We start from the raw sequence: 8,512 nt of genomic DNA, 5'->3' as shown, positions 1-8,512 counted from the left end.
CGTCACTATTTTGTATGCGTTTGAGATTTTGAATTGAATTATTTTTTTATTAAATTTAATATCAAATTCCAGGCATATGAAGACCGTTCAACAGTTACTCAGTACCAAATCAGCAGAAGTTTATTCAGTTCCTGCAGAAATTTCTGTATTAGAAGCCCTCAAAGTCATGATGGAAAAAAACATCAGTGCCTTACTGATCTTAGATGGACAAAAACTTCAGGGCATTTTTACCGAACGCGATTATGCCAGAAAGATCATTCTGCACGGAAAGTCTTCACAGGATACTTTGATTTCTGAGGTGATGACCTCTGATCCCGTTACTGTAAAATACCAGGACTCTATTGAATCCTGCATGCAGACCATGACCGACAGACACATCAGGCATTTGCCTGTGGTGCACGAGGGTCTGATTGCGGGTATGGTATCTATCGGGGATGTGGTGAAGTTTATTATTGAAGACCAAAAGCATACCATCAACGCTTTGGAAAGTTATATCAACAGCTAAAAAAGAGCAAAAGCTTCCGGCCAAATGCCAATATAATTGAATGACTGGCGTAAATTGTTTAAAAATCATAAGAGGGAAGTCCTTTCTTTGAGATTTAAACTGTATTTTTCATGTGGAGCATTCGCCGTAGATTACTAATTGTTTTTTTATGCATCAGCCCTTGTGTGGCTGTTCATGCGCAGAGGTTAAACTGGAACGAAGTGGAACCTGGTGTGTGGAAGGGGGTAGCTGGAAAACCTGAAGCTTATGACCTGATCAAAGCCTCTGGAGCAACGGCTAATGAAAGCGCACTATCTAAACTTCCCTCTGTAGATTTTCCCATGGCTAAAGAGGCCATCCACACTCAAATTATAGACGGAAAGACCTATTTGCGTTTTCCTCTGGAAAAAGGGGAGCAGATTTATGGCCTGGGTCTCAACTTCCAGACCATTCACCAGCGCGGAAAGGTTCTGCAATTGCATGTAGACCATTTTGGAGGTAAAGACAATGGGCGTACGCATGCCCCGGTACCTTTTTATGTGTCTTCTAAGGGTTACGGTGTTTTCATCAATACCGCACGTTATATCAATATGTATGTTGGTTCTGCAGTGCGTAAGGACAGTGAAACGCCTGCTGTACCGAAAGACCGGAATACAGATAAAACTTGGTCTTCCAGGCCTTATTCTGATGCGGTAGAAATTCTGGTGGCTGCTGAGGGATTGGAATTTTTTGTTTTTACCGGGCCTAAGCCTATAGATGCCATTAAGCGTTATAACCTCTTTATGGGGGGAGGGCCATTGCCACCAAGATGGGGGCTCGGATTTACACAACGTGTAAAAACACTGTCTACGGCTGCAGATGTAGAAAAGGAAGTAAGCGAATTTGAAAAGAATGGCTACCCGCTGGACTTTGTTGGGCTGGAACCCGGCTGGCAGAGTAAAGCTTATCCTTGCACCTTTGAATGGGACAAAGGACGTTATCCTGATCCTAAAACTTTTGTGAAAACCATGCTGGATAAAGGCGTGCGGATCAATTTGTGGACCAATCCTTATGTTTCGCCAGATGCGCCTTTTTATAAAAATATACTACCCTATACTGGTTCTCATACCGTCTGGAATGGGGTTGTACCTGATTTGTTGACGCCACAGGCCAGAGATATTCTATTTGGCCAAATGCAACAGGACCAGATTAGCCTGGGGGTAAGTGGCTATAAGATTGATGAGGTGGATGGTTATGACCATTACCTGTGGCCGGATGTAGCGACTTTTCCATCAGGAACAAGTGCTGAGCAAATGCGTCAAACCTACGGTGTGCTGATGCAGCGCTATAGTACAGAAATGTTCCGAAAGCTCAATAAAAGAACTTATGGATTGGTGAGGGCATCTAATGGTGGGGCAAATGCTTTTCCTTATGTGATTTACGATGATTATTATAATCATGAAGATTTCATTACAGCGCTGATCAACAGCGGATACTCTGGGGTATTGTGGACGCCGGAAGTGAGGGCCTCCAAAACTCCTGAAGAATGGCTCCGGAGAATGCAGACCGTTGTTTTTTCGCCTATGGCGATGATTAACGCCTGGTCCAGCAGTACCAAACCCTGGTCTTTTCCGGAAGTGGCTGATCAGGTAAAAGAAATGGCCTTGTTGCGGATGCAAATGTTACCTTACTGGTATTCGGAGTTTGCAAAGTATCATTTTGAAGGCATTCCGCCTTTTAGGGGCATGTCCTTAGAGGAGGGCTTCTCTACCGGAGTGGTTAAAGTAAAGGGAAATACCAATCTGGAAGAAAACCCTTATGCTGAGGCCGTGAGTAAGGAAATCAAGGACCAGTATATGGCTGGGGAAAGCTTATTGGTGGCACCTTTATTTACCGGACAAACCACCAGGCAGGTCATTCTTCCTAAAGGAAAATGGTATGACTTTTTTACTGGGGCCTATGCAGGCAATGGTGAGGTGATTACGGTAACGCCGGGCTTAAATAAGATTCCTGTATATGTGAAGGATGGAGCAGTGATTCCTATGATGCAGCCGAGACTACATGTTCCTGGTCCGAAGGAGAAAACTGACCTGGAAATCAGGTATTACGGAGAGCAACCTGGTCATTATATGCTATATGATGATGATGGGGAAAGTTATAACTATGAAAAGGGACAATATTCTTTCCGGGAGATTCTTGTAGAGAAGCAAAAGGATGGCAGGATCAAGGGCCAGATTGCTGCTGCGCAAAAAGGTATGCCAAATACCATTGGAAAAGTTACCTTTAGACAAATGACCAAATAGAGACCAAATAAAGAACAGGATGAAGAATATACACATCGCGGCGCTTGCAGCGGGCTTGTTTATAGGAGGGGTGAATTCCTCAAATGCGCAAAAAGTAAATGTAAAAAAAGCTTTTCAGCATGCTGAATTGCAAACGGACCTGATGCTGAAAGAACTGACAGCAAACAAAAATGCCAATCTGGTGTCGCCAAGGACATTGGAAAAGGGTGAGTTGAAATTGGTGGCTTCAAAAGACTGGACCAGTGGTTTCTTTCCTGGGGTGCTATGGTATTTGTATGAGAATGATCACTCTGCAAAGAGAATGAAAGAGGCGAAGCAGTTTACGGTACCTATTGAAAAGGAAAAGGATAACGGTACAACTCACGATATGGGCTTTAAGGTGTATTGTAGTGTGGGAACGGGATATCAGCTGACTAAGGATGCACACTATAAGGAAGTGCTGATCGAATCTGCAAAAACGTTGTCTACGCGTTTTAATCCTAAAACCGGGGTGATTCGCTCTTGGGATCATAGCCGGGACAAATGGGTTAATCCAACAATTATTGACAATATGCTGAACCTGGAATTATTATTTGAAGCGACAAGGTTAACCGGAGATTCTTCTTTTTATAAAATTGCGGTAAGTCATGCGAATACAACGATGAAAAATCATTTCCGGGCAGATTATAGTTCGTATCATGTCGTGGATTATGATCCAAATACCGGGGCTGTTTTGAAGAGGACTACGCATCAGGGATATAGTGATGCATCTGCCTGGGCCAGGGGACAAGCCTGGGGTTTATACGGGTATACGATGTGTTACCGCTATACGCATAATGTGGCCTATTTGAAGCAGGCGGAACATATTGCGCATTATATTTTCAGCCATCCGAATATGCCTAAGGATTTGGTTCCGTACTGGGATTTTAATGCACCTGGTATTCCGAATGAGCCCAGGGATGCTTCTGCTGCTGCTGTGATTTCGTCTGCGTTGTACGAGCTTAGTGCTTATAGCAAGGCCAATAGAGCTGATTATTTGAAGAAAGCGGATAAGATTTTGTACAGTTTAAGTACGGATTATATTGCGCCTGTTGGGACGGCAAAGGGATTTATCTTACTGCACAGTACAGGGTCTAAACCTTCTAACAGTGAGGTTGATGTTCCTTTGTCTTATGGAGATTATTATTATCTGGAAGCACTGAACAGGAAAGCGAAACTTTAATTAAGTTTTTTAATTTGGTTAGGGTTTAGCTGGGAGAATAAAAAAAGAATGTGGTCTGGTCGAATGCTGCCCATATCAGGTTCGCAAAACAGGTACCTTTTGCGAACCTGCACCGACCTTTCCCCGAGGCTGGTAGGCAGCAGCTATTGATTAGCCCCCTCTCCGTAGATTACCTTCTTCAATATCAATGTAATCCAGGTAGCCAATACAAACGGAAAAGTTAATGCCGGCAGGTTCAATCTTCTCATCAGCACAACAATCATAACCGAAAGTATAATGGACAAGAATGCCAGCAAAACATCCTGGAACGCTCTGCCTGCAAAAGTAATCGCACATAAAACTGCATTGTAGCTCAGTAATCCCAAGTAGATGTCCCCAACAGGTTCATGCATTCCATAGGCAAGGAGCGCACTTAAAGCTGCACCTGTTAGACCATAAATGGCAGCAACCGGGCTACAAATCAGTACTCCTATAAAGAACAGGACACCAGCCCAGATGGTATTCTGAAAAATAACCTGTCCATATCCGAGGAAAACGGCAGTAAAACCGTTCCCATTGGTAAGCTCCCCGCCTTCTACTGCCTGAACGCCCAGTGAAGGAAAAGAAGAAAAGAGAAACAACAAAACCCAGCTTACCAGGATAAATGGAAAAGTAAAGGCCGGAATCTTCTTAACGATAAAAAAATGCTGAATAACAGCCGCCAGAAAAGAGCCTATCAGAACGCCCAGCCATACCGTAATACCTGCTTGAAACATACAAGTCAAAGCTACGCCTACAAGAACAGCACTAAAGCCATACAAGCCGCTATTGATCTCTTCTTCATCATATTTGAACAAATTAGCGGTATATGTTCCAATAGTTGCGGACAACAACGCTGCCAAGCCCATTACAGCTGAACCACAAAATATACCGGCAAGAAAAAATACGCCCGTCGCTGCATTTTCTTGTAACATAATCTGACCCGTACCTATAAAAAGAGTCTTCAAGTGCTTCAATGACATCATGGTTTTTTTCTTTAAGCTGGAATATAAGCATTAGATGAGCAATCCAAAGGTTCTTAACGAAAAATAATTGCTTATGTAAAAATTCGGAGGCCATAGCAAACGGGTCTATACCAGGTGTTAAGTTTATGCAGGATGAGTCATGTAGACCGGGCGAGTGAGATAGTAAGAAGTTTCTTCCAGTTTAATACTGTTCTTTTTCGTTAGGAAAGTCGCCTGTTTTTACATCTTTGATGTAGAGTTGTGCCGCGTTGAATATACCGTTGTACAGATCTAGGTACGGACGAAGAAAACGGGGGCGGAATCCTTTGGTTAGCCCGATCATGTCATTGATAACAAGCACTTGTCCATCGCAATGCATGCCTGCGCCTATGCCGATGGTTGGAATATGGAGGCTTTCCGAAACTTCTTTGCCCAGCTCTGCCGGTATTTTTTCCAGTAAAAGGGCAAAGCATCCGACTTGCTGTAGAGCCATAGCATCGTGTTTTAATCTTTGTGCTTCTGCTTCATTTTTAGCTCTGACGGTATAAGTGCCAAATTTATTAATGGATTGTGGGGTTAAGCCTAAATGTCCCATCACCGGGATACCGGCGGAGATTATTCTCTCAATGGATTCCATAATTTCAATACCGCCTTCCAGCTTAATGCCGTGCGCACCGGATTCTTTCATCATGCGGATGGCAGAATTTAAAGCTGCTCTGGAATTGCCCTGGTAACTGCCGAAGGGTAGATCTACCAATACTAAAGCTTTTTTTGCAGCTTTTACGACACTCTGCGCATGGTATATCATTTGTTCCAGGGTAATAGGCAGGGTGGTTTCATGCCCAGCCATCACGTTGGATGCAGAATCGCCTACAAGTAGCACATCCAATCCGGCATCGTCCAGAACCGTTGCCATGGAATAATCATAGGCGGTTAACATGGCAATTTTTTCACCTTTCGCTTTCATTTGCTGAAGCGTATTTGTGGTGATCCGTTTCACTTCTTTGTGTTGTGACATGATTTTGTTTAAAAAGGTTCGTGATTAAGTTTTAATTCCATTTGGATATTGCAGCGTGCATAGGGGGTAGAGCGGCTTACTACTTTAACAAAACCTAATTTCTGATATAAATTGATTGCTGGCTTTAATATGGTATTGCTTTCCAGATATATTTTAGCTGCCCCTAAGTCTTTTGCTGCCTGTACGATTGCCTGGCCAAGTAACCAGCCAATATTCTTTCCCTGAATTTTAGGCGATACGGCCATCTTTGCCAATTCAAAATCATAATCCGGATCATCCATTTTGATAAGTGCACAGACACCAACAGGCTCATTCTCGTATAGTGCTACGAATATTTTACCACCTTTGTCCAGAATATAAGTTTGAGGATTGTCGAGTGCTTTGTAATCTGCTTCCTCCATTTTAAAATAGGTAGAGATCCATTGTTCATTGAGTGCTTTGAAGGCTGTCTGGTATTTTTCTTCGTAGGTTACAATTTGTACGGCTTTACTTTCCCTGAGTTTCTTTTGTTCCTGTACTCTTCTGAGCAGAGATTTCTGGTCCAGTAGAAATTCCCATTCTTCAATAGCTTCCCAAAGGTTTTGTCTGGCTTCTGAAATGATGCTTTCGATAGCGGCATCTACATCGGCACATTGAATCTTCATAAGTGCTGATATTTCCACTCCTTTTTCTGTCAGCGCAACGATGTTCCTGCGTTTATCTGGCGATTCCATATTTTCCTGTGCCAATCCTGCCGTGATCAATTCCTGGACAATCTTGCTCACTGAAGGTTGCGAATGGCCAATCTCGCCTGCAATTTCAGTAATGGTTTTTCCGCCGTCTTCTGCAAGAACGAAAAATACAGGGAACCATTTTGGTACGAATGCTACGTTGTAGAGTTCGTAAACCTTGGCTGCATCGTCTGTAATTCTTGCAGTCATCAGTCTTAGGCGGCTTCCTAAAGCCATTTTACCTGTTCTTTTAAATAAATCCATAAGAATAATCAATTACATAACTGATTATGCAAATGTAAAGGATCTTTTTAATTTATGGCTGATAATATTGAAAATATGTTTTCTGATCGCGCTGAACCTTGCAGGTTCTGAGGCTTGATCATGAAAACATATTTTCCTGGGTGCAAACCGGGACGGGTGCAGACCGGAGTGAGTCTCAAAATTCCTTATTTCTTCCTTGCAGCTAGTTGTGCTAAATACAGGGAGGAAGGGTTCAGGTCTGGCTTATTCTGGCCTTCCCAATATCCATCTGGTCTGTCGTTAAATCTGCCTGGGTATTTTTGACCCTGTAAACCAATGGCATAGTTTAAACCGGATACCCATGGGCTTTGTACTGCAGCTCTTTTTGCTTTGCAGTTCCAAAGGATTTGGGTTACTCCAGACCAGCCATGTCCGCTGCCGTAGTTTCCACGGTCCTGGATGTCAATGTCCCCATCGGTATCGATATTGTCGTAAAGCGTACCTACTGCCCAACGGTGATGGGGGCCGATGTCGCTTTGCGACTGTCTGGTTTTGCCATTGAAAAAGACATTCGGGCCAAGGGTTTTTGCTCCGGTTACGTAGTCATGTCTTCCGAAAGTTGTTTCCATATTCATAAACAGGTTCAGTTGCCCATCGTTATTGAATGAATATCTACGGCTGCCTGTAATGATCGACTTGGGGTCTAAACATTTGGAGTCTTTTACGGTGATGTTTTTTGCCTGACTTCCAAGGCTTACTGCCGCATATCCGAAATGGACAGCCGTAATATTCCTTACCCATCCGTTTTCGATATTGTTGAAGTCTACAGCTATCCAGCCATGATCTTCATCGGTGTCGCCTTGAAATTCGGATTCGAAATAGATGTTTTCTACACCTGATTCGGCGATCCGGCCGGGGAAGGTATAGGCATATACTTGGGCTGCGGTATATTTTGGATTGATCTCCATTACCACGGGGTTATCCAGCCAAAGTGTGTTCCCTTCAATTTTTATAATCTCGCGCTGAAAAGTCAGGTTGTATTCTTCAGCCTGCCACTGCTTAGTGCCTTTTCTTGCTTCAATCTGATCCATTTTTAGATCGGAGACCCAGTTCTGACTTCCTGGATAATACAAGATTACCGGCTCTCCGGCATGTAATTGATTGGCATTCTGCACGTTTATTGAAAAACTTCCGGTGCCCACATAGTTATTGGTTACATTGGTGCGTGTTTTTTCAATAGAAACTGGTTTTCCCTGGCCGTTTATTTTCAATAAGGAACGTTGACCTTTGCCCGTTGCAATGAGACGAGTACCTTCTTTTTGATCTCCTTCTCCCCGGAGAACAACACCGCCAGCCTGCAATTGTAGCGTTCCGGGAATTTTGTAAACTCCTCTTTTCAACAGAATGGCTCCTCTGATACCGTTTTTATCTGGTTGAAGTTTTGATACTTCATCAATGGCCTGCTGTATGATCTGCTGGTCATTTGTGCCATCGGGTGCAATGGATTTGACTACCTTGACATTCGGGATTTCGGCATTTCCGTGGTGGTAGCCTACATAGCTAAAGTCGGGGATTCGATTCCCTTTTTCAT

Annotated in this window: 7 protein-coding genes; 3 read left to right on the top strand and 4 right to left on the bottom strand. The window is 43.3% G+C overall.

What is annotated here, in order from left to right:
• Nucleotides 1-76: 76 nt before the first annotated feature.
• From DBR11_RS22595 to DBR11_RS22585, 3 genes are all read left to right on the top strand, one after another.
• Entirely contained in the window at nucleotides 77-505 is a 429-nt protein-coding gene (locus tag DBR11_RS22595; RefSeq protein WP_108554873.1) for a CBS domain-containing protein, read from the top strand.
• A gap of 110 nt (nucleotides 506-615) precedes the next feature.
• Nucleotides 616-2,766: a TIM-barrel domain-containing protein gene (locus tag DBR11_RS22590; protein ID WP_108554872.1), complete on the top strand. Its 2,151-nt coding sequence runs from the start codon at nucleotides 616-618 to the stop codon at nucleotides 2,764-2,766.
• Between the two features lie 19 nt (nucleotides 2,767-2,785).
• Entirely contained in the window at nucleotides 2,786-3,967 is a 1,182-nt protein-coding gene (locus DBR11_RS22585; protein WP_108554871.1) for a glycoside hydrolase family 88 protein, read from the top strand.
• A gap of 143 nt (nucleotides 3,968-4,110) precedes the next feature.
• Here DBR11_RS22585 and DBR11_RS22580 read toward each other — a convergent pair whose 3' ends face one another.
• From DBR11_RS22580 to DBR11_RS22565, 4 genes are all read right to left on the bottom strand, one after another.
• Entirely contained in the window at nucleotides 4,111-4,971 is an 861-nt protein-coding gene (locus DBR11_RS22580) for an urea transporter (RefSeq protein ID WP_108554870.1), read from the bottom strand.
• 181 nt (nucleotides 4,972-5,152) lie between these two features.
• On the bottom strand, nucleotides 5,153-5,968 hold the full coding sequence (gene panB / locus DBR11_RS22575; RefSeq protein ID WP_108554869.1) for a 3-methyl-2-oxobutanoate hydroxymethyltransferase: 816 nt from the start codon (nucleotides 5,966-5,968) through the stop codon (nucleotides 5,153-5,155).
• Nucleotides 5,969-5,976: 8 nt separating this feature from the next.
• On the bottom strand, nucleotides 5,977-6,942 hold the full coding sequence (locus DBR11_RS22570) for a helix-turn-helix domain-containing GNAT family N-acetyltransferase (protein ID WP_108554868.1): 966 nt from the start codon (nucleotides 6,940-6,942) through the stop codon (nucleotides 5,977-5,979).
• A 185-nt stretch (nucleotides 6,943-7,127) separates the two neighbouring features.
• Nucleotides 7,128-8,512, bottom strand: a 1,385-nt coding sequence (locus tag DBR11_RS22565) for a hypothetical protein (protein WP_199233926.1), incomplete at its 5' end; no start/stop codon positions are given.

It is taken from the genome of Pedobacter sp. HMWF019, from assembly GCF_003061025.1.
Classification (GTDB): domain Bacteria; phylum Bacteroidota; class Bacteroidia; order Sphingobacteriales; family Sphingobacteriaceae; genus Pedobacter.
The sequence above is the reverse complement of the archived record's forward strand: the minus strand, read 5'-3'. Positions and strand labels throughout refer to the sequence as shown.

Coding starts and splice junctions, on each gene's coding strand:
- DBR11_RS22580 (WP_108554870.1), bottom strand. CDS start 4,971: ATGATGTCATTGAAGCACTTGAAGACTCTTTTTATAGGTACGGGTCAG.
- DBR11_RS22595 (WP_108554873.1), top strand. CDS start 77: ATGAAGACCGTTCAACAGTTACTCAGTACCAAATCAGCAGAAGTTTAT.
- DBR11_RS22585 (WP_108554871.1), top strand. CDS start 2,786: ATGAAGAATATACACATCGCGGCGCTTGCAGCGGGCTTGTTTATAGGA.
- panB (WP_108554869.1), bottom strand. CDS start 5,968: ATGTCACAACACAAAGAAGTGAAACGGATCACCACAAATACGCTTCAG.
- DBR11_RS22590 (WP_108554872.1), top strand. CDS start 616: ATGTGGAGCATTCGCCGTAGATTACTAATTGTTTTTTTATGCATCAGC.
- DBR11_RS22570 (WP_108554868.1), bottom strand. CDS start 6,942: ATGGATTTATTTAAAAGAACAGGTAAAATGGCTTTAGGAAGCCGCCTA.